11 protein-coding genes are annotated in these 25,264 nt (G+C 71.0%); 5 read left to right on the plus strand and 6 right to left on the minus strand.

Translation table 11 applies throughout. The features are described 5' to 3' along the window. Positions 1-10: 10 nt before the first annotated feature. Together AB0O48_RS12000 and AB0O48_RS12005 are read right to left on the minus strand one after the other, a co-directional pair. Positions 11-11,629 carry a putative Ig domain-containing protein gene (locus AB0O48_RS12000; protein ID WP_365064993.1) on the minus strand — a complete coding sequence of 3,873 codons (11,619 nt, stop codon included), beginning with the start codon at positions 11,627-11,629 and terminating at the stop codon, positions 11-13. A 380-nt stretch (positions 11,630-12,009) separates the two neighbouring features. Further along, positions 12,010-12,984 (minus strand): hypothetical protein, encoded by a 975-nt coding sequence (locus AB0O48_RS12005; protein WP_357570008.1) that lies wholly within the window; start codon positions 12,982-12,984, stop codon positions 12,010-12,012. 312 nt (positions 12,985-13,296) lie between these two features. On the opposite strand from AB0O48_RS12005, the gene AB0O48_RS12010 reads away from it, so the two are divergent. Genes AB0O48_RS12010 through AB0O48_RS12025 form a run of 4 tightly spaced genes read left to right on the plus strand, consistent with a single transcriptional unit; the run spans position 13,297 to position 18,261 of the window. Next, positions 13,297-15,738, plus strand: a complete 2,442-nt coding sequence (locus AB0O48_RS12010) for a PEP/pyruvate-binding domain-containing protein (RefSeq protein ID WP_365064997.1) — start codon at positions 13,297-13,299, stop codon at positions 15,736-15,738. Further along, positions 15,735-16,400: a hypothetical protein gene (locus tag AB0O48_RS12015; RefSeq protein WP_357246089.1), complete on the plus strand. Its 666-nt coding sequence runs from the start codon at positions 15,735-15,737 to the stop codon at positions 16,398-16,400. The genes AB0O48_RS12010 and AB0O48_RS12015 overlap by 4 nt, the downstream gene beginning before the upstream one ends. A gap of 51 nt (positions 16,401-16,451) precedes the next feature. After that, positions 16,452-17,018: a TetR family transcriptional regulator C-terminal domain-containing protein gene (locus AB0O48_RS12020; RefSeq protein ID WP_365065000.1), complete on the plus strand. Its 567-nt coding sequence runs from the start codon at positions 16,452-16,454 to the stop codon at positions 17,016-17,018. Positions 17,019-17,076: 58 nt separating this feature from the next. After that, positions 17,077-18,261 carry a low temperature requirement protein A gene (locus AB0O48_RS12025; protein WP_365065003.1) on the plus strand — a complete coding sequence of 395 codons (1,185 nt, stop codon included), beginning with the start codon at positions 17,077-17,079 and terminating at the stop codon, positions 18,259-18,261. Positions 18,262-18,306: 45 nt separating this feature from the next. Here the strand turns inward: AB0O48_RS12025 and AB0O48_RS12030 are convergent, their stop codons facing one another. The 4 genes from AB0O48_RS12030 to AB0O48_RS12045 all read right to left on the minus strand — a co-directional run bounded on the left by AB0O48_RS12030 (position 18,307) and on the right by AB0O48_RS12045 (position 23,535). Further along, positions 18,307-19,617, minus strand: a complete 1,311-nt coding sequence (locus AB0O48_RS12030) for a hypothetical protein (RefSeq protein ID WP_357246097.1) — start codon at positions 19,615-19,617, stop codon at positions 18,307-18,309. Positions 19,618-19,630: 13 nt separating this feature from the next. Next, positions 19,631-21,157, minus strand: a complete 1,527-nt coding sequence (locus AB0O48_RS12035) for an alkaline phosphatase D family protein (RefSeq protein ID WP_357570012.1) — start codon at positions 21,155-21,157, stop codon at positions 19,631-19,633. Positions 21,158-21,274: 117 nt separating this feature from the next. Continuing rightward, positions 21,275-22,258, minus strand: coding sequence for a hypothetical protein (locus tag AB0O48_RS12040; protein ID WP_365065007.1), 984 nt, complete (start codon positions 22,256-22,258; stop codon positions 21,275-21,277). Continuing rightward, positions 22,255-23,535 (minus strand): MFS transporter, encoded by a 1,281-nt coding sequence (locus AB0O48_RS12045; protein WP_365065010.1) that lies wholly within the window; start codon positions 23,533-23,535, stop codon positions 22,255-22,257. Before AB0O48_RS12045 ends, AB0O48_RS12040 begins: the two co-directional genes overlap by 4 nt. Before the next feature lie 222 nt (positions 23,536-23,757). Here AB0O48_RS12045 and AB0O48_RS12050 point away from each other — a divergent pair, with 222 nt between their 5' ends. Continuing rightward, positions 23,758-25,134 (plus strand): DNRLRE domain-containing protein, encoded by a 1,377-nt coding sequence (locus AB0O48_RS12050; RefSeq protein WP_357246108.1) that lies wholly within the window; start codon positions 23,758-23,760, stop codon positions 25,132-25,134. Positions 25,135-25,264: the final 130 nt, after the last annotated feature.

The raw sequence follows: 25,264 nt of genomic DNA on the forward strand, positions 1-25,264 counted from the left end.
CCTCAGGCTGTTACTCGGTAATCGCCACGTACTCCAACGTCGTGGAGTACTCGTCGGCTACGACCGCGGGAATGCTGACCTCGTAGTCGTTGCCGATCGCGTCCCCGCCCGGCGCCGACGGCCCGGGCTGGCGGTGCACCACCACCGGCGTCACGTCGGAGAGTTCGCGGAAGACGCTGGTACCGCTCTCCCGTACCCTCAGGTTCTCGATCGGGATCGTGTACGGATTCTCGGGATTCGCCCCGACCAGTTCGGGCGCCAGCCCGCGCACTGTCACGGCGTATCCGGTGGGGCTGTTGGTGGTGACGGTCATCGTGACCGCCTCGGGCCGACCGACCACCTGCTGAGGCCGGCCGGTCAGGGCGAACCCGGCCGGCAGGCCAGACAACGTGATCGACTGCGCGGCCACGACGACCGTTGCGGTGCATGCTGCGCCGCCCTCACCCGCCGGGCAGGTATTACCGAGGGTGGTGGAGGCCACGGTGTTGACCAGGGTCCCGTCGCCGGAGACCGGCTGGTTGACGGTGACGCTGTAGGTGATCGCGGCGGTGGCGCCAACCGGCAGGTCACCGGTCCAGGTGAGCACCGGGGCGGTGTAGGACAGCACGCCCGTGGTGGTCACGGCGTCACCGACGTAGACGGCGTCGTCGAGGACGTCGACGAGCGAGTCGGTGACGGTGGCGCCACTGTAGGGCGTCTGCCCACTGTTGGTGATCAGCACCGAGTACCGCACAGTCCCGCCGGCGACGACCGTGCCGGTGTCGGCGGTCTTGGTGATGCTCAGTTCGGGGATCCGGACCGCGACCGTGGTGGTGCAGGCCGACGATCCCGGGCAGTCGGCGCCCACGGTGCTGGAGCTGACGGTGTTCACCAGAGTCCGGTCCCCGCTGTCCGGGAAGTTGACCGTGACCGAGTAGGTGATCACCGCGACCGCCGCGACCGGGAGATCACCGGTCCACGTCAGCACCGGCGTGGCGTACGAGACCACACCGGAACTGGCGGTGGCGTCCGCGTTGTAGACGGCGTCGTCGAGCACACCGGCGAGCGAGTCCGCGACTGTCGCACCGGTGTACGGCGACTGCCCGGTGTTGGTGACCGTGATCGTGTACGTGACCGTGCCGCCGGCGGTGACCGTGGCGGTGTCCGCGGCCTTGGTGATGCCCAGCCCCGGGATCAGGATGGCGACCTGGGTGCTGCACCTCGGGTCGGTGCTGCCGACCGCGCAGTTGTTGGCCTGCGCCCCGGAGGTGACCGTGTTGACGAGGGTGCGCCCGGCGACCTGGCTGTCGCTGACCGTCAGGGTGTAGGTGATCGTCACGGCGGTGCCGACGGGCAGGTCACCGCGCCAGGTCAGCACCGGCGCCGTGTAGGAGACCACCCCGGAACTGGCGGTGGCGTCGGCGTTGTAGACCGCGTCACCGAGCAGGCCGGCGAGCGAGTCGGTGATCGTCGTGTCGACGTACCCCGTCTCCCCGGTGTTCGTGGCGGTGATGGTGTACGTGACGGTGCCACCCGGCGTGATGGTGGGGTTGTCGGCGGTCTTGTCGATGGCGAGGCCGGGCAGCAGCACGGCGACACTGACTGTGCAGGCGGGACCGGGCGCCGCGGGCGGGCAGTTGCTACCGGGCGCGTTGCTGGTGACGGTGTTGGCCATGACCCGGTTGCCGGTGTCCGGGTTGTTGACCGTGACCGTGCCGGTGATGACGACTTCCCCGCCGATCGGGATGTCGCCGGTCCAGGTGACGACCGTGCCGACCACGGTCAACGTGCCGGAGCTGGCGACCTGGTCCCCATTGGGCCGGGAGTCGTCAAAGCGGTTCGCGAGGTTGGTCGTCCCCTGGATGCCGACGTACGGGGTGGGCCCGGTGTTGGTCAGGGTGACAGTGAACCGGACGACGCTGCCGGGCGTGGTGGTGGCCACGTCGGCGACGTTGGTGATGGTGAGCGCCGGGATGAGCACGGTGACGGTGACGGTGCAGCCCGGGTCGGTTCCCCCGGCCGGGCAGTTGCTGCCCGGCGTGGTGGAGGTGACGGCGTTGGTCATGCTCCGGTCACCGTCGGAGGGGTTGTGCACCGCTACCGAGTAGGTGATCACGGCGCTGCCGCCGACCGCGAGGTCACCGGTCCAGGTCAGGGTCGGCGCGGCGTACGACACCACGCCGCCGGTGGCGACCGCGTCGTTGTTGAAGGTCGCGTCGTCGAGCACGGCGGCGAGGCTGTCGCTCAGGGTGGCCCCGGTGTAGTCGGTCTGGCCGCTGTTGGTGACGGTGATGGTGTAGCCCACCGTGCCGCCCGGGGTGGTGGTGCCGACGTTGGCGTGCTTGCTGATGCTCAGGGCCGGCAGCAGCACCTGGACGGTCGCCGTGCAGGCCGGATCCGAGCCTCCGGGCGGGCAGTTGTTGCCCGCGGCGGTGGAGCTGACCGTGTTGACCAGGACGCGGCCGCCGGTCTGCGGATCGTCGGCGGTGATGGTGTAGGTGATCGTGACCGATCCGTCGATCGCGAGGTCACCGGTCCAGCTGAGGGTCGACGCGGCGTAGGTGACGACACCCGAGCTGGCGACGGCGTCGCCGTTGTAGGTGGCGTCGTTGAGCAGGATGGCCAGGTCGTCGGTGACGGTGGCACCGGTGTACGGGGTCTCGCCGGTGTTGGTGACGGTGATCGTGTAGCCGACGATGCCACCGGGGACGGTGCTGGCCCGGTCCGCGGTCTTCGAAACGGTCAGCGCCGGGATGAGGATCGTGGTCGTCGCCGTACACAACGGGTCGGTGCCGCCGGGCGGGCAGTTGTTACCGGGTACGGCGGAGCTGACGACCGAGGTCATGATCTGGTTGCCCAGGTCCGGGTTGTTCACCGTGAAGGAGCCGGTGACGGTGAGCACCGCACCGACCGCCAGGTCACCGGTCCACCGGATCGATGCCGTACCCGGCACCAGGACCAGAGTGCCGGTCGAGGCCGCCGCGTCGCCGGTATAGGTGGCGTCGTCGACCGAGCCGGCGAAGTCGGCCACGATCTCGATCGCGGTCAACGGGGTGGTCCCGGTGTTGGTCGCCGTGGTGGTGAATCGGACCGTGCCGCCGGGCACCGCGCTCGACGGGGCCACGCTGTTGACGATGCTGAGCACCGAAACCGTCACGGTGGCCGTACACGCCGGGTTGGTGCTGTCGACGACGCAGCTACTACCGGCCGCCGCGGAGCTGACCCGGCTGGTCAGGAGACGATCGCCGCCGTCCGGACTGGCTACCGACACGGAGTAGGTGACCGTGGCCGTCGCCCCCGGGGCGAGGGTGCCGGACCACTGTAGGTTCGGGCTGGTGAAGGTGACCGTGCCGGTGCTCGCGACGGCGTCGCCGTTGTAGGTCGCGTCGTCCAGCAGCCCGGCCAACGAGTTGGTCACCGTGACGCCCGTCTGCGCGGTCTGCCCGGTGTTGACGATGGCGATGGTGTAGCCCACCTGCGCGCCGGGCGCCGTGCTGGCCGTGCCGGCGGTGATGGTGATGCCCAGACCCGGGGTGAGTACAGGCACCAGCACCGAGCAGTCCGGGTTGGAGCTGGCCGGCGGGCAGGTGCTGCCAGCCTCGGTCGAGGAGACGGCGTTCACCATCGTCTTGTCGCCCGGGTCGGGGCTGAACACCGTCATGGTGTACGTGATGACGGCGCTCTGCCCCGCCGCGAGGCCTCCGGTCCAGGTGAGCGTCGGCGCCGCGTACGACAGAACGCCCGCGGTGGCGGTGGCGTCGTTGCCGAAGCTCGCGTCGTCCAGCGCGCCGGTGAGGTCGTCGGTGACCACCGCGCCCACGTACGGTGCGGTGCCGGTGTTGTTGACGGTGATGGTGTAGCCGACCGTGCTGCCGGGTGTGGTGACGGGTGTGTTGGCGACCTTGACGATGCTCAGCGCCGGCACCAGCACGTCGACCCGGACGGTGCAGCGCGGATCGGTGCCGTCGACCGGGCAATTGTTGCCCTGGATCGCCGAGGTGGCCGTACTTGTGATGATCTTGTCGCCCGGGTCCGGATTGCGGACGCGGAAGGTGCTGGCGATGGTCACCACACCGCCCACCGGCAGGTCGCCGGTCCACGCGAGACCGTCCGGGCCGACCACGAGGCCGCCGGAGGTGACCGTGTCGCCGATCGGCACGGCGTCGTCGAGCAGGTTGGCGCCGCCCAGGTTGACGACCGCGCCGAAGTAGGCGGTGCCGCCGTCGTTGGTGATGGTGGTGGTGAGGACGACCGTTCCGCCCGGCAGCACGGTGGCCATGTCGGCGGTGTTCAGGATGGTCACCTGCGACACGGTGACGCGCGTGGTGCACCTCGGGTCGACGCTGCCGGCGGCACAGTTACCGCCGTCGGAGTCGGAGACCAGGGTGTTGACCATCAGGTTGTCACCGGTGACCGGCTGCACCGTGACGCTGTAGGTGATGGTCACCGACCCGGCCGCCGGCACGTCACCGGTCCAGGAGAGCACCGGGGCGTTGTAGGCGATGGTGCCGACCCCGCCGGCCGAGGCGTCGTTGTTGTAGACGGCGTTGCCGAGCACGTCGGCCAGCGAGTCGTCGAAGGCCGCGCCGAGGTACGGGGTGAGCCCGGAGTTGGAAACCACCACCGTGTACGTGACCACCGACCCGACGGTGGCCGAGGCCACGCTCGCGGTCTTGGCGAACGTCAGTTGAGACTGGTCGACGATCGCGACGGTGACCGTGCACTGGGGGTCGGCGCCGCCCACCGGGCAGTTGGCACCAGCCGCAGCGGAGGTGACGACGTTGGTGAGCACGTCGTCACCGGTGGCAGGATTGTCGACGGTCGCGCTGTAGGTGATCGTCACGGTGGCGCCGACGGCCAGGTCGCCGGTCCAGGTGAGCACCGGCTCGGCGTAGGAGACCGTGCCGGCCGTGGCGCTGGCGTCCGCGTTGTAGGCGGCGTCGTCAAGGATCCCGGTCAGGTCGTCGGCGACGCTCGCGGCGCTGTAGTCGACCTGACCCGAGTTGGTGATGGTCAACGTGTAGGGCACCGCAGTGCCCGGCAGCGCGGTCGTGGCAGTCGTCGACTTGGCGACGGTCAGCGCCGGGGTGAGGACGAGCACGGTCGAGCTGCACCCGGGCGCCTGGGCGGTCGCGGTACAGGAACTGCCGACGGCGGTGGACTGCAGGGTGTTGACCATGATCTTGTTGCCCGGGTCGGGCGAGCGCACCACCACCGAGTAGGTGATCGTGACGACCGCGCCGACCGCCAGGTCACCGCTCCAGGTGAGGGTGGTGCCGGCGAAGGTCAGGGTTCCGGCGCTGGTCACCGCATCGCCGTTGTACGTCGCGTCGGTCAGGACCGACGCCAGCGAGTTGGCCACACTGATCGCGCTGTACGGCGAGGTCCCCGAGTTGGTGATCGTCACGGTGTAACCGACGGTCTGCCCCGGTACGGCGGTCGTCGTGTCCGCGACGACGTCCAGCGCGAGGCCCGGCACCAGCACGGCCACGCTGAAGACGCAGCGCGGATCCGTACTCGCGGGTGGACAGTTGTTGCCAGCGGCCGAGGAGAACGCGCGGCCGCTGATCTGTCGGTCGCCGGTGTCCGGGTCGAGCACGGTCGCGGTGCCGGTCAGCGTGATGGTCTGCCCCACCGCGATGTCACCGGTCCAGACCGCACCGCCACCGCCTGCGGTCAACGTCCCCGAGGAGGCGGTCTGGTCACCGGTGGGCAGCACGTCGTCGATGAAGCCGCCGAAGTCGAGATTCACCCTGGTGTTCAGGTAGGGGACCTGGCCGGTGTTCGTGAAGGTCGCGCCGACCCGGATCACCCCACCCGGCGTGACGGTGGCCGGTTCGGCGTCCAACGCGATCACCAGCCGGGCCACCGGCACGGTGACTGTGCAGCGGGCGTCGCTGCCGCCCACGGTCGGGCAGTTGCTGCCCGCCGCTGTCGAGCTGACCCGGTTGCTGAGGATCAGGTCACCGGCGACCGGATCGTGCACCGTCACCGAGTAGGTGATCGTCACTGACCCGCCGACGGCCAGGGGCCCGGTCCAGATCAGGTTGGGGCTGACGAAGCCGACCGTGCCGGCGGAGGCCACCGCGTTGTTGTTGTAGGCCGCGTCGTCCAGCACGCCGGCCAGCGCGTCGGTGACGGTCAGCGTCGGGTACGCCGTCTGCCCGGTGTTGCTGATGGTGACGGTGTAGCCGACAGTCGCGCCCGGCGTGGTGGTCGGCACGCCGGAGGTCTTGGTGATGGTCAGTGCCGGCACCAGCACCTGCACGGTGGCGGTGCACCGCGCGTCGCTGCTGCCCGTCGCGCAGTTGCTGCCCGGGGTGGTGGAGACCACCGTGTTGACCATCGACTTGTCGCCCGGGTCCGGGTCGAGGATCGTCATCGAGTACGTGATGGTCGCGGCGGCGCCGATGCCCAGTGCGCCCACCCAGCTCAGGTTGGGCGAGGCGTAGCTGACCGTGCCGGACGAGGCGGTCGCGTCACCGTTGTAGGTGGCGTCGTTGAGCGGGTTGGCCAGCGAGTCGGTGAACGCTGCCGCCGCGTACGTCGTCTCGCCGGTGTTCGTCACGGTGATGGTGTAGGTGACCACGCCACCGGGGACGGTGGTGGCGCTGTTGGCGGTCTTGACGATGGTCAGCCCGGGCCGCAACACCGTGACAGTGGCCGTGCAGGCCGCGGCGGGCGTGCCGGCCGGGCAGTTGTTGCCGGCCGCCGTCGAGCTGAGGGTCGAGGTCAGCACCCGGTTTCCGGCGTCGGGGTTCTGCACGGTCACGGAGAAGCGAACGGTGGCAGTCGCTCCCACCGCGAGCGCGCCGGTCCAGGTCAGCACCGCCCCGGACACGTCGACGGTCCCGCTGTCGGCCGTGGCGTCCGAGTTGTAGACGGCATCGTCGAGCACGCCGGCCAGCGGGTTCGTGACACTTGTCGTCGCCGGGTACGCCGTCTCCCCGGTGTTGGCGATGGTGATGGTGTAGCCGACGGTGTCGCCGGGGATGGCGGTGGCCGCGCTCGGGGTGTTGGTAAGGGTCAGCCCGGGCAGCAGCACGGCGACCGTCGCCGAGCAGCGGGTGTCGACGCTGCCGGTGGCGCAGTTGGCGCCCGGTGTCGGGGAGACCAACCGGTTGGTCATCGACCGGTCACCGGTGGCGGGATTGCCGACGGTCACCGAGTACGTGATCGTGGCGGATGCGCCGACGGCGAGGTCACCGCTCCAGGAGATGGTCGGGCTGGTGTAGGTGACGGTCCCCGAGGTGGTGGCGGCGTCACCGTTGTAGGCGGCATCGTCGAGCACCCCGGCCAGCGAGTCGGTGAAGCTCGCCCCCAGGTAGGCGGACTGGCCGGTGTTGGTCACCACGATCTCGTAGGCCACCACCGCGCCGGGCGTCGCGCTCGGCACGCTCGCCGTCTTGAGCAGCGTCAACCCGGGGATGAGGATGGTGACCGACGCCGTGCACCGCGGGTCGATGCTGCCGGGGGCGCAGTTGTTGCCGACCGCCGAGGACGAGACCACGCTGGTCAGCACCGGGTCGCCGGTGGTCGCCGGGCTGACCGTCACGCTGAACGTCACGGTCACCGTCGCGCCGACCGCTAGGTCACCGGTCCAGGTCAGGATCGGGCTGGTGTACGACAGCGCCCCGGCGGTGGTGGTCGCGTCGTTGTTGTACGTGGCCCGGCCGAGCACCCCGGCCAGTGAGGTGGCGACACTGATCCCCGTGTACGCGGTCTGCCCACTGTTGGTGATGGTGACCGTGTAGCCGACGGTGGAGTTGGGTGTCGTGTTCGCGGTGCTCGCGGTGTTGGTCAGGACCAGGCCGGGCACCAGCACGGTGACGGTCGCGGTGCAACGGGAGTCGTTGGCGGCGGCCGGGCAGTTGCTGCCGAGGCTGCCGGAACTGACCGTGTTGGTCATGACCTTGTCGCCGGGGTCCGGAGCGCGAACGGTCATCGTGTAGGTGATGGTGGCGCTGGCGCCGACGGCCAGGGCGCCGGTCCAGGTCAGGTTCGGCGAGCTGAAGGAGACCGCACCGGTCGTCGCCGCCGCGTCGTTGTTGTAGACCGCGTCGTCGAGTGCCGCGCCCATCGCGTCGGTGAGGCTGGCGGCCGGGTAGGCGGCCTGCCCGGTGTTGGTGACCGCGATGGTGTAACTGACCACGTCGCCGGGCGTCGCGGTGGTCCTGTTCGCCGTCTTGACGATGGTGAGCGCGGAGACCGGAACGTTGACCGTGCACCGGGCGTCGAGACTGCCGGTGCTGCAGTTGGTGCCGAGCGTGGGCGAGGTGACCGTGTTGGTCAACATCAGGTTGCCGGTCGGCGGGCTGGCCACGGTGACCGAGTAGCTGATGGTCACGGCCGCGCCCGCGGCCAGGTTGCCGGTCCAGCTCAGGGTTGGGCTGACGAACGACACGGTGCCCGAGGTGGCGGTCGCGTCGGCGTTGTAGACCGCGTCGTCGAGCACCCCGCCGAGCGGGTCGGTGATGGTGACGCCGCTGAGCGCGACCGCGGCGGTGTTGGTCACGCTGATCGTGTAGTTCACCGTCCCGCCGGCCGCCACGGTGTTCACGTTCGAGGTCTTCGTCACGACCAGCGGCCCGGTGGTGATCACCAGGGTGACCGGTGCGGTCGCCTGCTGACCGGCGGCGTCGACGACCCGCACCGTGAAGCTGGAACTACCCTCGGTGGTGGGGGTACCGGAGAGCAGACCGGTGCTGGGGTTCAGGCTCAGACCCGGCGGCAGCGTGCCCGCGCTGACCGACCACACGAACGGCGCGGTTCCGCCGTTCACCGTGAGCTGGGTGCTGTACGGGACGCCGACCTGGCCGGGCGGTGGCGGCGGGAACGTCAGCGTCGGTGAGGCGGTGATGCCGAGGGCGACCGTCCTGGTGGCGGCCTGGCCGAAGGAGTCGACCACCCGGACGGTGAACGAGAAGTTGCCGCCGAGGGTGGGGGTGCCGGAGAGCAGACCGGTACTCGGGTTCAGGGTCACCCCGGGCGGCAGGCTGCCCGCGCTCACCGACCAGACGAACGGGCCGGTGCCCCCGTTCACCGTGAGCTGGGTGCTGTAGGCGATGCCGACCTGCCCCTGCGGCGGCGGCGGGAAGGTCAGCGTGGGCAGCGGCGCGATGACGATGCTCAGCGCCTGGGTGGCTGCCTGGCTGCTGGCGTCGAGCACCCGGACGGTGAAGTCGAAGGTCCCGGCGGTGGTGGGGGTGCCGGAGAGCAGACCGGTGCTCGCGTTGATGGTCACCCCGGGCGGCAGGCTGCCCGCACTGATCGACCAGGCGAACGGTGCCGTACCGCCGTTAACGGTGAGCTGGTTGCTGTAGGGGACGCTGACCTCGCCGGCGGGCGGCGCGGGGTTGGTGAGGCTGGGCGACTGGTTCGGGATGACCGGCGCGGACTGCGCCGACGGTGGTCCAGCGCCGCCCGCGTTGCGGGCCGTCACCGTGAAGGTGTAGGCGGTGCCCGGCGTCAACCCGGTCACCGTCTGGGTGGTTGCCGCGCTGGCGAAGGTCTGCGGGGTCTGCGCCACCCCGCCGATGTACGGGGTGATGACGTAGGAGGTGATCGGGCTGCCGCCGGTGCTGGGTGCGGTCCAGGTCAGCCGGGCCGACGAGTCGCCAGCGCTGGCTGCCGTGATGGTGGGTGCCCCGGGCACCGCGTAAGGCACCACCGCGTTGGACGCCGGACTCGTCGCGCTGGTGCCGATCGAGTTGATCGCCGCGACGGTGAACGTGTAGGTCGCTCCGAGGGTCAGCCCGGAGATGACCCGGCTGGTGGTGGACGTGTCGTAGGTGATCGGGGTCTGCGCCACCCCGTTGCGGATCGGGGTGACGACGTAGCTGGTGATCGGGCTGCCGTTGCTCGCCGGTGCCGTCCAGTTCACCGTGGCGCTGGCCAGGCCGGCGGTCGCGGTGGGCGCGGCCGGGGTGGCCGGTACGTCGGTGTAGACGTAGCTGGCGGCGGCGGCGACGCCCCGGGTGACCACTGTGACGTTCACCGTGGCGGCGCTGCTGCGCGCGGGCATGGACGAGATGCTCAGCGTCCCGTCACCGTTGACCGTGAAGCAACCCGCCGCCGGGCCGGACGGGCAGGGCAGGAGGACGACCGGCGTACCGGCCTGCTGCTGCGCCGTGGTGCCGATTTCGATGGCGGTCGCCCCGGCGATGTTCGTCCCGCCGACCGTCACCGCGACGCCACCGGCAATCGTGCTCGTCGCGGGTGAGACGGTGATTCCGCTCGGTGTCGTCGGCGGCGTACCCACGACCGTGGTGGTGGAGATTCCGGGATTGCCGTCGATGGACGAGGCGGTGACCGTCGACTGGGTTTGGATGATCGACGGTGTGACGGCGGACCCGGTGACGATGCCGACCACCGAGATCGGTGGCAGCGAGGTCCCGTTGGCGAAGGGTCCGTTGCTGTTGGTGCAGGTGACGGTCTGCCCCGTTGGCGCCGCGCAGACCCAACCGCTTCCGAACGCGCCGACCGGCACGACACCCGTCGGCGTGGTCGCGGTCATCGAGACCGGGGCGGTTTCGTTGGCGCCGACGGCGACCGAGGGAACCACCGTGTAGTTGACCGGATCACCGGGTTGGGGGTTCGGGCCGGTGTAGCTCGTCTGCGTGACGTTCAGGTCGGGCACCGGGTTGAAGGTCACCACCTTGGTGTTGTCGACCTCGTGGTTGTCCACCACCGAGCCGGTGGACGCCACCCAGCCGAAGGCGAGCTGACGCGGGATGCCGTTGCTGTTCAGCCAGCTCGGTGAGGGGTAGAGGCCGGCGGCGACCGCGGGCAGCGCCCCCTCCAGCACCCGCGAGACGCTCGCGCCGACCGGCCGGAAGACCACCATGTAACGTCCGGCCGCCACCACCAGACCGGAGTCGGTGGTGAACGAGGAGGTGGTCGGGTTGATGACCACCTCGACCGGTACGACCGAGCCGGCGCGGTTGTTGGCCCGCAGTGGGACCACTGGCGACGATCCGTTGGTGGCGGTGCTGTTCAGGCCGCAGTAGCCGACCGTGCCCCGGCCGGGCCCCCGGACGAGCACCTGACCCGGAATCCTGGACGCGGTGACGAAGGCTGGGTCGGTACAGCCGCTCCCCTGGTAGGTGGTGGTGCTGTAGTTGCCGAAGACGTCGAACCCGATGCCCAGGTAGCCGTTGGCCAGACCAGGCAGTGTCCGCGTACCCGTGTAACCCAGCCCTCCCCCGGACTGGCCGATGGTGGCCGGCGCGGCCGGGTTGGCGGGGTCGACCGCCGCGAGGACGAGGGTCATCCCGTCCGCACCGCCGGTGTTGCCGTACTGGTAGAGGTTGAAGGTCATGTCCAGCCCGGACGCGGTGGGCACGCTGGTCGCCCCGAAGAGCCCACCGGTCCGGTTGAGGGTGGCGTCGGTGAGTCGCAGCTTGCCGCTGCCGGGCGCGTCGGTCTGCGTCGCACAACTGTGCAGGGCTCCGGTGCTGACGTTGCCGGAGGCGCTCAGGCAGGCGAAGTTCGGGGTGGTGGACGCTGCGGGTAGGGCCGGCAGGACGATCGGACCGAGTCCGTCCGGGGTGTTGTTGTGGAAGGGCTGGTTGAACAGGACGGTGCCGGCTGCCTCGGCGACGACCGGGTTGAGCACGGCGACCAGAGTGGCCAGCAGGGTGCCCACCACGCCAACTGCGGTTCGGCGTCGGACCTCACGGCGACCGAACAGTCGCGAGGACCGGGTGCGGGTGTTCAACGGGCCACGTCCGTGCTGTCGACGATTGCGACAGTCAACGAGGGGCGCACGCCGTTCGTCGCGGCACCGCTCCGACCCCGTCTCGCCGTAAAGCCATTCACCATCGTCACGGACATGCGTCAACCCCCCATAAGACGCACTAAGGCTATGTCAGCCGATGAGCCGCTTTCGGGCGTAATCGGGAAATATAGGACGAATCGGCACACGGACCGGACCTGAGCGTGATTTCGTGAATCGTGAAAGACGCTCGGCGGATGGCGATCGGCCCGCCGGCCAGACCAATCGGGACGGACCGAGGGATAGCACGTGGCCTACCGGGTCAGGTCGTCAAGAACCGACGCCGGCAGCGCCGGATGCGCTGCGTCACCCGCCACCGTGGACGGCGCCGGTGTCGCCGCAGCGGTACCGCCCCGGCGACGCCGGAGCATCCAGCCGAGCAGGAGCAGGATGACGAGGCCCCCCACCGTCGGACCGATGAGGTGCAGCGGAAGGATGACGACCGTCGCCTGCGCGCTCCCCGCCCGGCCGTCCGGGTTCGGCACCGCGACTGTCACCCGACAGACGCAGATGAAGGGTGGATCGTCCCACCGGGCGCTGACCTGTCGGCTGCCGTCGCGCAGCAGGGTGAAGTCGGGGAACGTCACGTCCTCCCCTGCCACCCGGGCCCGTAACCGGTCGGCCGCGACGAAATTGCGGCGAAGGGTGCCGACGTTGCGTACCGTCGCGGTGAGCGCCAGCGGACCACGCAGCGCGAAACCGGGCGCATCGACGTCGCTTACCTGCACCGACTCGATCGCGTCGCCCGGCACCGTGACATAGATCGGCGCGCCGACACTGCGGCGGATGCTCGTCCCGGCTGCATTGGCCGGCGGTGGTGCCGAGAAGATCACCGCTACCTGGTGCTCGCCGGGTTCGGCGTTCGCCGGTAACGCGATCCGGATGTCCACCGGTTCGGTCGCACCGGGGGCGAGCCGAAGGCGCTTCGGGTTCACCGTGACCCAGTCGATCGCCGTGTGTGCCACGTCCGAGCGGAACGTCAACACCCCCGCAGGATCCACCGCGAAGCTCGCCGTTCGCATCGAGACGTCGATCGCCGACTGACCACGGTTGGTCACGGTGAACTGTCGCGGCTGCCCGATCTCGTGGGCTGGTACGACCATCCGGCTGGGGCTGACGGTCAACGAGAAGTCCGACTGGTCCGGCGAAACGGTGTTGGCCGGCACGATCGGCGTCAATGCCAGCAGTACCGGCAGCACGGCACCCGAAATGTGAGGCAAAATCGACACCTTTTCAGGGTGAATTGGGGTAGAAAATGGGGGTCTTATCCTAACCAGACCGTGCCGTCGCCGAGCCGCGAATGGACTGTTCGCAACTGGGCGAACGCGCTACTCAGAGCGAGTCTCGTGGCTGAGCGCCAGGCGCCCGCTGGCCAGCGCGGTCAGCAGCTCGATCGCGTGAGGCTCGTAGAGCCCCAGCCGCACGGTTTCCGGATCGGGTGTCTCGCGTACGGCGGTGGCCAGCGCTGTTGCATTGCAGTCGCATCGCAAAAGAGGTATGGTCGTTTCAATGCAGTCGCATTGCAACGAGGGTGGGTCGCCATGCACGTGATCGCGTTGTCCGAGGTGACCGCCGCCATGACCGCAGTGGTCGGCGGCAAGGCAGCCGGGCTGGGCGAGCTGATCCGGCACGGCGAGCAGGTCCCCGACGGTTTCTGCGTCACCACCGAGGCGCACGGACTCGGGGTCGTCCCGACGGCCGAGGTCGTCGCCGCGTACCAGCGGCTCGGCGCCGGCCCGGTGGCGGTGCGCTCCAGCGCCACCGCCGAGGACCTGCCGGACGCGAGCTTCGCCGGGCAGCAGGACACCGTCCTCAACGTCACCGGCACCGCCGAGCTGATCGCCGCCATCGAGAGGTGCTGGGCTTCGCTGCACAGCGACCGCGCGACCGCCTACCGCGAGGCCCACGGCATCGATCATCGAACGGTGCTGATGGCCGTCGTCGTGCAGCGCATGGTCACCCCCACGGTGGCGGGGGTGCTGTTCACCGCGAACCCGCTGACCGGGCGCCGCGACGAGATGGCCGTCGACGCCGCCGCCGGCCTCGGCACGACAGTGGTGGACGGCGCCACCGCCGTCGACCACTACCTCCTCGACGACGTCACGCGCGACGAGGCCGGCTGCCTGACGGCGGCCCAACTGGCCCGCCTCCGCGCCACCGGCGAACGGTTGCAGGCGCACTTCGGCTGCCCGCAGGATGTCGAGTGGGCCATCGACGCGGACGACGTGCTGTGGCTCCTCCAGTCCCGGCCGATCACCAGCCTGTTCCCCGCCCCGCCGCCGAGCGGGAAGCCCCTCCCCCGCGTCTACCTGGAGTTCGGGCACGTCCAGGGCATGCGGCAACCGGTCACCCCGATGGGCATGTCGACCCTGCGGGCGCAGATCGCCGCGATGCTCGCCGCGCTCGGGGTGCGGGTCGAGATCGTCGACATCGGCGGCCGCCTCTACGGCGATTTGACCGACCTCGCGCGGGACCGATCGTCCCGTAAGCGACTGGTGCGGCTCCTGGCTGTCGACTTCGGGCCGCGCGCCCAGGCGGTGATGCAGCACGTGCTCGCGGATCCCCGGTTCGCCCCGACCAAGGGCGGCGCCACGCGCGGCCGGGCACCGGGGGCCGCGTCGCTGCGGACGGCCGGCCGCGCGGTGGTGGGGATCCTGCGGGCGCTGGCCCGTCCCGAGGCCGCGCGGACCCGGATGTTCGAGGCGATCGAGCAGTTGAGAGTTCGCTCGGCCGCCCCCGCCGACCTGCGTACCGCCGCCGACCGGCTGCGCTTCGTCCAGGCCACTGAGGCCGACGCCGACGACACCGCCGACGCGATCATGTGGCCGATCGTCGCCGGAATGCTCGCCACCGCGTTGCCGACCGCCCTGCTCAAGGGTGTCGCCGGCCCGGACGAGATCCACGCCGTGCTGGGCGGGATGCCGCACAACGTCACCATCGAGATGGACCTGGCCCTCTGGCGACTCGCCCAGGGCGCGGGCGACCACCGTCAGCTCCTGCTCGACACCCCGCCGGCCGAGTTGGCCGAACGCCACCGGCACGGGACGCTGCCCGACATCGGCATGACCGCCTTCCTGGACGCCTACGGTCACCGGGGCGTCGCCGAGGTCGACCTCGGGGTGCCGCGCTGGGCGGAGGATCCCACCCCGGTCTTCGCCGCGCTCGCCAACTACCTGCGGGTCACCGATCCCCGGCAGGGTCCCGACCAGCGCTTCCAGCGAGCCAGCGCGGCAGCGGAGGCGGCGCTGCGGGAGCTGGTCGGGCGAGCCCGCCGTCGGCGGCCGGTGCGGGGCAGCATCGCCGGGTTCCTGCTGCGCCGGGCGCGGTCACTCGCCGGCCTGCGCGAGGCCGGCAAGTTCGCCGGGCTGTACCCGCTGCGCGAGACGCGCCGCCAACTGCTGCTCGTCGGCGCCGACCTGCACGACTCCGGGCTGCTGGACCAACCCGACGACATCATGTTCCTGACCCTCGACGAGGCGCACGCGGCCGTACACCAGGGTGTCGACCCGCGCGCGACGGTCGCCTCCCGACGGGCCACGCACCGCCGGGAGTTGCGCCGCCGGAACGTGCCGGTGGCGCTGCTGTCCGACGGCACCGACGTCGAGACCATCCTGCCGGCGGTGCCCGCCGTCGACGGGACGCTGATCGGTGTGGGCGCGTCGGCGGGCCGGGTGACCGGCCCCGCCCGGGTCGTGCACGACCCGGCCACCGCCCATGTCGAACCCGGCGACGTCCTGGTGGCCGCGACCACGGACCCGGGCTGGACCCCGCTGTTCCTCACCGCGGCGGCGCTGGTCACCGAGACCGGCGCGATCATGGCGCACGGCCCGACGGTGGCCCGCGAGTACGGCATTCCCGCCGTCATCTGCGTTCCGGACGCCACCCGGACGATCACGACCGGACAACTCGTCACCGTGGACGGTGGCGCCGGAACCGTCACCGTCCACAGACCGCCGGCTCCCAACCGAGAAGGACGACCATGACCGACACGTTGGCACCGACCAGGACGCGGGTGGGTCCACTGCTGCGCCGGGCCGCCGAGGCCGAGGCCGCGATGTGGCGCAGCCTGTACGTCTGGGCCCGCCGCCGTCCCCTGCCGCTGGGACCGGGCGACGAGCCGTTCGGCTACCGGGGCGTGGTCACGCCGATCCTGGGCATCTTCATCGGCCTGTCGGTCGTGGAGATCCCCATCTTCGATGTGGTCGTCACCCACGTGGTGCCGTGGCGGCCGGCCCGCTGGATCGTGCTCGGCCTCGGCATCTGGGGCCTGCTCTGGATGATCGGCCTCCTCGCCAGCATGACGATCCACCCGCACGTGGTGGGCGACCGGGGCCTGCGCGTACGCCTCAGCTCGGGCATCGACATCTGGATCCCGTGGACCGACGTCGAGGCCCTGCGCAAGCGTTACCGCTCGCTGCCGTCGAGCAGATCGGTGCAGGTCGAGCAGGAGGGTGACCGCCGGGTGGTGTCCATCTCGGTCGGCAGCCAGACCAGTGTCGACGTCCTGCTGCGCCGACCGCTGACCTTCGACCTGGCGCAGACCGGGACCCTGCCGATGAACGAGCTGCGCCTGTACGCCGACGACCCGGACGGCCTCCTGCGCAGCGCGCGGGGCGCCCCCGCGAGCGCCCCCGCCAGCCGGTGACCGCGCCGCTGGCGGGCTGTCCGGGCCACCCACTGTGAAACGATCGAGGCCATGCCCAAGAAGGTCGATCACCAGGAGCGACGCACCCTCATCGCGGACGCGCTGATGCGGGTCGCCGCCGATCAGGGCCTGGAGGCCGTCAGCCTCCGCCACGTGGCCGCCGAGGCGGGGGTGTCCGCCGGGATGGTCCAGCACTACTTCCGGACCAAGGACGAGATGATGGCGTTCGCGTTGAGCGTGGTGCGGGAACGCAACCAGATCAGGGTCACCGAGGCGCTGGCGCGACTGGGTGTGGACCCGCCGCCCCGGCTGCTGCTGCGCACGATGATCGCCGCCCTGTTGCCCCTGGACGAGGGGACCCGCGACGACGGGCGGGTGGCGCTCGCGTTCCTCGCCTACACGGCGGTACGTCCGGCCGCCGCGCCCAGCCTCCGGGAGGGCACCCGGCAGCTCACCGGATTCATCGCCGGCGTTCTGCCCGACCGGCACGGCGACGCCGCCGCGGCCGGACTGCTGGCGCTCATGGAAGGGCTCGGCGTCTACCTGCTGGGCGGGCAGTACACCCCCGAGCAGGCACTGGACGCGCTGGACGCCCACCTCGACCTGCTCTTCGCCTGATCCGGCGGAGCTGACCGTTGGCCCCCGGACGAGGGGTGACACCGGCCAGGATGAGCGGATGAGCCGCATCCGCCGGTCCCGGCCGGTGCTGGTCGAGGAGGCACACCGAGCCACCACCTTCGAGATCTTCTTCGACCTGGTCCTGGTCTTCGCGCTGACGCGGCTCATCGGTTTCATGGCGGAGTCGCTGGGACCACTCACCCTCTACCAGGGGCTGCTGCTCCTGCTCTGGTTCTGGTACGCGTGGAGCTGCTACGCCTGGCTGGGCAATCAGGTCCGCGCGGACAACGGCCCCGTGCTGGCCGGAATGCTCGCGGCGATGGCCGCCATCTTCGTGGCCGCCCTGGTGATCCCGGGAGCCTGGCAGCGCCACGACGGCGCGTTGAGCCCGCCGCTCACCCTGGCCATCGCCTACATCGCGGTCCGCTGGGTGCACCTCACCCTGATGACCTACGCCTCGTCCGGCAACCCGCAGTACCGCCGGCAGACCCTGCGCTTCGCCGTGTCCACCACACTCGCCTGGGTCCCGCTCCTGGTGGGCGCCGTCCTCGGCGGGACCGCGCAGACCGTGCTGTGGACCGTGGCGTTCCTCGTCGACTACGGCGGTGGCCGGATCGCCACCGCCGCCAGCTTCGGGGAGGTCCGCAGCGGGGCGCACTTCGCCGAACGCCACGGTCTGGTGCTGATCATCGTGCTCGGTGAGTCCCTGCTGTCGGCCGGGGCCGGTGTGGGCCGGGCCACGATCGCCTGGCCGGTGCTGGTGGCCGCGGTGTTCGGCTTCGCCGCGACCGTGTGCCTGTGGTGGCTCTACTTCGTGGGCGTCGCCCCGGCGGCCGCGAAGGTGCTGACCTCGGCCTCGCCGCGTACCCGCCGCCGTCAGCAACTGGCGTCGGACGCGTACACGCTGGCGCACCTGCCGCTGGTCGCCGGGGTCGTCTACTTCGCCCTGGGCATCCACCTGATCCTCGCGAACCTGACGGATCAGCCCCGACACCCCGCCGGTGAGCCGATGGGATGGCCGGCGACGACGGTGCTCTACGGCGGTGCCGCGCTCTACCTCGTCGGTCGTCTGCTGTTCCTCCGGCTGACCGTCGGCGGCTCGCTGGGCCAGCTCGCCGCGATCGGCGTCGTCCTCCTGTTGCTGCCGGCGGCCCGGATCCTGCCCGCGCTGGCCGCCCTCGGCCTGCTGGCGGCCCTCCTCACCGCCCTGGTCCGGTACGAGCGGCCACCCCGGGCCGGCTGACCCCTCCCCGACCGGGAGGTGTCAGACGACCCGGGGTCGACGGGGTCAGCTCGCCCTGGTGCCCCGCGCCTTCAGGCGGCGCAGCTCGTCGGCGGACAGCAGCCAGGTCGAGTTCGTCGCGCCCAACCCGAGGAGCACCTGGTCGAAGGCGTTTCCGTCGTTGTCGTCGGTGTAGCACAGGCTCACCTCGCCCCAGGGCGACGAGGCGATGGCCAGGTGCTCCTGCCGACCCGTCGTGGTCTGGCTCAGCGCCTGGGCCGCCAGCCGGCCGGTGGAGGTGCCGTCCGGGTTGAGGCCACGCGCCCAGACGTCCGGATTGGCGCCCGACACCGTCCAGCCCACCACCACGTTGTCCTGGTCGTCGATGCCGACCCCGGGTGCGACGGCCCCGGCCCCGGTGGAGACCTGGACCTCGTCGTGCCGGGCGGTGCCGGCGGCGGTGAACGAGCGCGCCCAGACGCCTCGGGTACCGCTGTGGTCGGATTCCCACCCGACGGTGAAGTCTCCGACGACGTTCGCCGCGACCGAGGGGCGCTGCTGCTGCCCGCCGCTCTGCGTGTTGGCGGTCCGCCGCGACAGCACCACCGCGCCGTTGGACCGGGCCAGGCGGGTCAACCCGATGTTGTACGACCCGTTCGCGTCGGCGTCCTCGTCCCAGACCACCAGCGCCTCACCGGTGGCGGACACCGCCACGTCGGGGCGGTGGTGCGTGCCCGTGGTCTGCGAGGCGGTCACCTCGTACCCCTTGGTGGTGGCCGCGGTGTAGCCGGCGGCCTTGACGGTGGCCGGAGCGGTTCCCTGGATGTCCTCCCAGACCACGGTGAACCCGACCGCGCCGGTGGTCGGCGCGCCGTCCGGGTCGACGGCCACCTTCGGCCAGATCTGCTGCCCGGCGTCGCTGGCGTTGGCCTGCCCCGAGCCGAGCACGGTGCCGGTGGGCGACACCACCCGGTACTGGATGTTGTAGACGCCGTTGCCGTCGCCGTCGGTGGCCCAGACCACCACGGCGTTGCCCCGGTCGTCGAGCCCCACGTCGGGGCTGATGTGCCGCCAGGCGGCCCCGCTGGTGCCCCCGCCGGAGAGCTTGAGCTCGTACGCGGGTGTGCCGTCGCGAAACAGTCGCAGGTAGATCTCGCTGTGGGTGTCGTCCTCGGGCGCGCTGCTGTCCCGGTCGTCCTCCCACACCACGGCGACGTGGCCGTTGCGGTTCGTGGCGATGCCGGGCAGGTCCTGGTCACCGGTGGCCACGCTGTTCGCGGGGGTCCAGGTGATCGCCTCGGCGGTGACCGCGATCGGGGCCGGTGCCAGGTTTCCGACCAGCAGGGAGGCGGCGAGCAGTGTCGTGAGTGCGGTCATGGTGGGTCTCCTTCTACCCGGCCTGCAGGCCGGGCTGGCCGTCGAGGATGACGAACGAGCGGGCGGTGGCCGCCGCGGCGCCGTGCTCGGTCACCGTGTTCACCGTGCGGAAGTCCGCGCGCACCTGGCTGCGACCGATCGTGGTCCGCACGTAGCCGCGCCGGTCCGAGTAGAACTTCAGGTGCGGGTTGGCCGCCGCGTTCGGGACCGTGGTGCTGCCACTGCCGTTGCCGGTCGAGGTGATCGAGGTGCAGACCAGTTCGGTGCCGATGGTGGCCGAGGCGGGGTTGGCGTAGTCGGCCTTGAGGTCGTTGGCCCACGACCGGTGCACGTCCCCGGTGAGCACCAGCGGGTTGCGTACCCCGCGCTGCTGCCAGCCGTTCTGGATCCGGCTGCGGGAGGCCCGGTAGCCATCCCAGGCGTCCATGCTCGCCGCCCCGCTCGCGTCGAGCTGTTGGGCGAAGAAGACCTGTTGGCCGAGGATGTCCCAGGTGCCGTAGCGCTGGGCAAGTCCGTCGAGCAGCCACGCCTCCTGGGTCGCGCCGGTCAGGGACCGGGAGGCCAGGTCCGCGTCCGCGCAGACCTTCCAACCGTCCCCGCACGCCTGGTCGTCGCGGAACTGCCGGGTGTCGAGCATGTGGAAGGTGGCGAGCTGACCCCACCGGATGCGCCGGTACAGCGGGATGCTGTTGCCGCTGGCGGCGGACGCCGGCCGCAGCGGCATGTTCTCGTAGTAGGCCCGGTACGCGGCGGTCCGCCGGGCGGTCCACTGGGCGGCGGTCAGCGTCGGGCTGCTGTCGTTGCGCACCATGTTGGCGTAGTTGTTCTCCACCTCGTGGTCGTCCGGCACCACCAGCCAGGGTGCCGCCGCGTGTGCCGCCTGCAGGTCCGGGTCGGACTTGTAGAGCGCGTACCGGCGGCGGTAGTCGGCAAGTGACACGATCTCGGCGCCGACGTGCTGCCGGACCGTGGAGCTGCCGACGCCGCCCTCGTAGATGTAGTCGCCGAGGTGCAGGATCAGCCCCGGGTTGTCCTCGGCCATCCGCCGGTACGCGGTGTAGTAGCCGGCCTCGTAGTGGGCGCAGGAGGCGAAGGCCATCACCAGGTCGCGGCCGAAGGCGCTGGGCGCCGGGGCGGTCCGCGTCCGTCCGACCGGCGAGATCTGGCCCTGTGCCCGGAACCGGTAGTAGTAGTCCGAGTCGGCGGCGAGCCCGCCCGCGATGGCGTGCACGGAGTGCGCGTCGGCGTAGCGGGCGACCACCGACCCGGAGGCGACGAGCGAGGTGAACCGGTCGGTGGTGGACACCTGCCACTCGACTGGCACGTCGGCGTTGGCCATGCCGCCCTGCCCGTCGGCGTTGAGTGGGGAGGGTGCCAGCCGGGTCCAGAGGACCACGCTGTCGGGCGCCGGGTCACCGGACGCCACACCGAGTTTGAAGGGGTACGGCACCGCGGCGCGGGCGCCCTGGCGGGGGGTCACCGCGACTCCGGCGGTCACCAGTCCACCGAGGACGAAGATGCGACGGCTCAACCTTGTCATGGTCAACAGCCTTGAGAACGTCGATGAACGGCGATGGGTGCGGCGCGTAATCCCGCATGACGGAAGGCTGTCCGCACCAAGGCGGTCAGGTGTCCGGGCCGCCCGGCAGCCGGACCGTCAGCTCAGCGGTGCCGGGGACTCCGCGCCCGGGATGGTCAGCTTCGGCGTACCGGACCCGTCGGCCGGGACACTCCAGACGTCCGGCTGGCCGTCGCTCTGGCGTCTCGTGTAGGCGAGTGTCCGGCCGTCCAGCCAGGCGGCCTGGTCGTCGACGCTGCTGGTCTCGGCAGTCGCGGTGACCCGCATGCTCGCCAGGTCGAGGACCGACAGCCGCCAGCCCTTCGCCGGGTCGGCGTCGACGGCCTCCTTGAAGGCGATCCGGGTGCCGTCGGGGGACAGCGACGGGCACTCGACGTTCTCCTTCACCGTCTCGACCGTCCGGGCCGCGACGTCACCGCGGACGAGGTAGCGCTTGCCTGCCGTGGACATGGTCGCGTAGAAGCGGTTGTCGTCGGCGGTGAAGGTGACGCCCCAGTAGTTGACGTCCGGGCTGCGGTAGCTCCGACCGTCCCGCCGGACGGCGAACTCTTCGAGCGAGGTCACCGTGGCGCCGGTGGTGGTGTCGAGGATCCCGGTACGGGTGGAGAAGCCGCTGGCGGTGTAGGAGTCCCCGCCGACGAACGTCGTCCAGGAGACCATCCGGCCGGAGGCCGAGACCCGGGCCCGGTTCGGCAGGCCCGGCACGCCGACCGTCCGCGTCTGCCGCAGCGCCGCGTCGAGCACGACGACCTGGTACGACCAGGCGGTCTCCGGTTTCAGGCAGACACCGGTGCCGGCCGCGGCGTACACCCGCAGGCATTCCAGGCCGGAGACCGTGCGCGGCCCGGTCGGGTCGGCCGTGGCGACGGTGGACAGGTGCCGGTCGGTGATGGCCAGCAGGCGCGGGCCGGGCGTCAGGGTGACCGCCTGGTCGCCGGAGGCAGGGGGCGGTGTCGGGGCGGGTTCCGCGGCCATGGCCACGTAACCGGCCGCCACGCTGCCCAGCAGCACGGCCGAGGCGACCACCACGCCGATCTTCGCTCGGGTCGACATCGCGGTCATCGGGGCACCTTCCGGGTGATCAGTCGGGATGGGTCGGTCAGCAGGAGCAGCGTGCCGACCAGCACGCAGGCGACGGCCACGGCCGCCGCGCGGATCGCCGCCTCCGGCCCCCACGCCTGCCAGGCGAGACCGAACAGGACGGAGGAGACGAGGTACGCGAGGGCCTGCCCGGTCTGCACCAGCGCGATGCCGGTGGTGCGCAGCCGTGCCGGCAGCACCGGTCCGGCGAGCGCGATGAGCACCCCGTCGGTCGCGGCGTAGAACGCGCCGTACAGCCCCAGGGTCAGCACGATCAGCGGCCATCCGTCGACCGGACCGGCCAGCAGCAGGTACGTGGCACCGAGGGCGGTGTAGCCGCCGAGCACCACCGGGAGCCGGCCGATCCGATCGGCGAGTACGCCCAGCGGGGCGGCGAGCAGCAGGTAGGCCAGGCTGGTTCCCACCGCGAGCAGCGGGAACCAGCGCAGACCGAGGTCCTCGCGGCGTTGCAGCAGCAGGTAGACGAAACCGTCGCCGATGGTGGCCAGCCCGAGCATCGCCGCGGCCAGCACGAGCCGGCGAGCCGGTCCCCCGCCCAGCAGGCCGAACGCCTCCCGCACGGAGACCGCCGGCTCGTCCGGGCCGGCCGTCGCCTGCTCGGCGGGGCGTTCCCGGACGAAGAGCACGAGCACGACGACGGCCAGCGCGGCGACGCAGAAGCTGGTGACGAAGACCGCGTCGTACGACTGCCCGACGACCAGCAGCACCGCGAACGCGGCGAGCGGCCCGAGGAACGCCCCCACGCTGTCCATCGCCCGGTGCACCCCGAACGCCCGGCCCAGCGCCTCGGGCGGCGTGGACAGCGTGATGAGCGCGTCGCGCGGGGCGCTGCGCACGCCCTTGCCGAGCCGGTCGACGGCGATGACCGCGCCGATCGCGGGTATCGACCGGCCGGCGAGCAGCAGGCCGAGCTTCGCGACCGCCGAGAGGGTGTAGCCGATGCCGGCGATCAGCTTGCGCCGCCGGAACCGGTCGGCGGCGAACCCACCGACGACCCGCAGGAGCGCGGTGGCGCCGGTGTGGACGCCGTCGAGCACGCCGAAGGCCACCGGGCTGAGCTGGAGGCCCAGCACCAGATAGAGCGGCAGGACGGCGGCCACCATCTCGGCGGAGATGTCGGTGATCAGGCTGACCGTGCCGAGTGCGACCACGTTGCCGCTGACCAGGGCGAGTCGTCGACGCCGTGGCCCGGATCCGGGCGGGTCGGCGACCGGCCGGGAAACGGTCGACAGGTACACGAGCATCTCCTCGGGTCGACGACTGACGGTCAGCCATCGTGGCGACCGGGTCCGAAGGGTCGCAAGGGACCGTGGGCGTCAAGCAGACATGCGACGGGTGAACAAGCGACAAACATCGAGGAGTTTCGTTGTTCGAGCGTACTGTTCATCTGGCGGCAGCGCGCCGGTTCATCGGCCTTCCTACATTCCTTGCGCTCTCCACCCGCAGAGAAGGGATCCTGGATGGACATTCGAATCACCCGCCCACCGCTGACGCTGGGAACGGTCGCGGTGCTCGTCGTCGCCAGCGCCGCCGTCGTCCTCACCGGCTCGGTCGCGGCGTCGGCGGCGAGCGTGACGTTCACGCCGGTCGCCGACACCTACGTTCAGAGCGACACGGCCGCCACCAACTACGGCACGTCCACGCAGGTCGTGGTGGACAACTCGCCGGTGCGGCGCTCGTTCCTGCGCTTCACGGTGAGCGGGGTCAGCGGCACGGTGACCAGCGCCAAGCTACGGCTGCGCACCATCAGCGGCAACAGCGGCAGCGATGCCGGTGGCACGTTCCGCCGGATGTCCAACACGACGTGGTCGGAGACCGGCACCACCTGGAACAACCAGCCGACGATCGACGGGGCCACGCTCGGCACCATCGGCGCGGTCAGCGGCAACACCTGGTACGAGGTCGACGTCACGGCCGCCGTCACCGGCAACGGGACGTACAGCTTCGGTGCGACCTCCGCCAGCGGCGACGGCGCCTACTACGACACGCGCGAGAGCGGCGCGGACGCCCCGCAGTTGGTGGTCGCGACCGGCACCACCACACCGCCGTCCGGGGATCCGGTGTTCGTCGGTGCCGGCGACATCGCCGACTCCGGCTCCGGCGACAGCGCCACCGCCACGCTGCTCGACAACATCCCGGGCACGGTCTTCACCACCGGCGACAACGTCTACGACAGCGGCACCGCGTCGCAGTTCAGCAGCTACTACGAGCCCACCTGGGGTCGGCACAAGTCCCGCACCCGCCCGTCCCCGGGCAACCACGACTACAACACGTCGGGCGCGACCGGCTACTACAACTACTTCGGTACGTCGGCCGGCCCGAGCGGGCGCGGCTACTACTCGTTCGACCTCGGCAACTGGCACGTCGTGTCGTTGAACTCGAACATCAGCATGTCCGCCGGCTCGACCCAGGAGCAGTGGCTGCGGGCCGACCTGGCCGCCAGCAGCAAGCCGTGCACGATCGCGTACTGGCACCACCCGCTGTTCACGTCCAGCTCCAACCACGCGCCGTCGACGTCCACGCGTCCGCTGTACCAGGCGCTCTACGACTACAACGCCGACGTCGTGGTGTGGGGACACAACCACGTGTACGAGCGCTTCGCGCCGATGAACCCGTCCGGCGGCGCCGACACCAGCCGGGGCATGCGCAGCTTCGTCGCCGGCATGGGCGGTGCGAGCCACTACGGCTTCGGCACCATCCAGCCCAACAGCGAGGCACGCAACAGCTCGGCCTGGGGAGTCCTGAAGTTCACCCTGCACTCCAACAGCTACGACTGGCAGTTCGTACCGGTGGCCGGCCAGACCTACACCGACAGCGGCACCGCCAACTGCCACTGACCGCGTGACTCCGCCGATCTTGCACTTCCTGTCCCGACTTTCTGCTGCATAAGCCGCAGATCGCCGACACAAAGTGCAAGATCGCGGAGTTGGTCGGTACGACCGTGGCCCCTGACCGCAGAGCAGTCAG

It is taken from the genome of Micromonospora sp. NPDC085948 (genome assembly GCF_040686315.1).
GTDB lineage: Bacteria > Actinomycetota > Actinomycetes > Mycobacteriales > Micromonosporaceae > Micromonospora.

Excerpts from the sequence above, each read along its gene's own strand:
- AB0O48_RS12010 (WP_365064997.1), top strand. The coding sequence starts at position 13,297 with ATGCACGTGATCGCGTTGTCCGAGGTGACCGCCGCCATGACCGCAGTG.
- AB0O48_RS12015 (WP_357246089.1), top strand. The coding sequence starts at position 15,735 with ATGACCGACACGTTGGCACCGACCAGGACGCGGGTGGGTCCACTGCTG.
- AB0O48_RS12020 (WP_365065000.1), top strand. The coding sequence starts at position 16,452 with ATGCCCAAGAAGGTCGATCACCAGGAGCGACGCACCCTCATCGCGGAC.
- AB0O48_RS12025 (WP_365065003.1), top strand. The coding sequence starts at position 17,077 with ATGAGCCGCATCCGCCGGTCCCGGCCGGTGCTGGTCGAGGAGGCACAC.
- AB0O48_RS12030 (WP_357246097.1), bottom strand. The coding sequence starts at position 19,617 with ATGACCGCACTCACGACACTGCTCGCCGCCTCCCTGCTGGTCGGAAAC.
- AB0O48_RS12035 (WP_357570012.1), bottom strand. The coding sequence starts at position 21,157 with ATGACAAGGTTGAGCCGTCGCATCTTCGTCCTCGGTGGACTGGTGACC.
- AB0O48_RS12040 (WP_365065007.1), bottom strand. The coding sequence starts at position 22,258 with ATGACCGCGATGTCGACCCGAGCGAAGATCGGCGTGGTGGTCGCCTCG.
- AB0O48_RS12050 (WP_357246108.1), top strand. The coding sequence starts at position 23,758 with ATGGACATTCGAATCACCCGCCCACCGCTGACGCTGGGAACGGTCGCG.